This is a genomic window from Burkholderia sp. SIMBA_062 (assembly GCF_046534765.1).
GTDB lineage: Bacteria > Pseudomonadota > Gammaproteobacteria > Burkholderiales > Burkholderiaceae > Burkholderia > Burkholderia ambifaria.
This window is the reverse complement of record NZ_JAWRYD010000447.1, coordinates 1-253: the sequence shown is the minus strand read 5'-3', so window position 1 is coordinate 253 and position 253 is coordinate 1. Positions and strand designations below refer to the sequence as shown.

The 253-nt window shown below is 52.2% G+C and carries 1 protein-coding gene; it reads left to right on the top strand.

All coding sequences use genetic code 11. From position 1 onward, the window contains the following. Positions 1 to 5 precede the first annotated feature (5 nt). Positions 6 to 253: polysaccharide biosynthesis protein (locus tag SB786_RS37010; RefSeq protein ID WP_410731685.1), on the top strand; the 248-nt coding region annotated here is incomplete at its 3' end.

Genomic DNA, 253 nt, shown 5'->3' with positions numbered 1-253 from the left:
CTACTATTTTAGTGACTGGTGGCACTGGTTCATTTGGGCATATGTTCGTGGCTATGGTGCTCGAAAAGTACAACCCCAAAAAAGTGATCATTTACTCGCGCGACGAGATGAAGCGGTGGGAGATGGCCAAGAAGTTCGCTGGCGATTCCCGCGTACGATTCTTCATTGGTGATGTGCGTGATCGGGATCGCATCTATCGGGCGCTGGATGGTGTCGATTATGTGGTGCATGCGGCGGCCACCAAGATCGTACC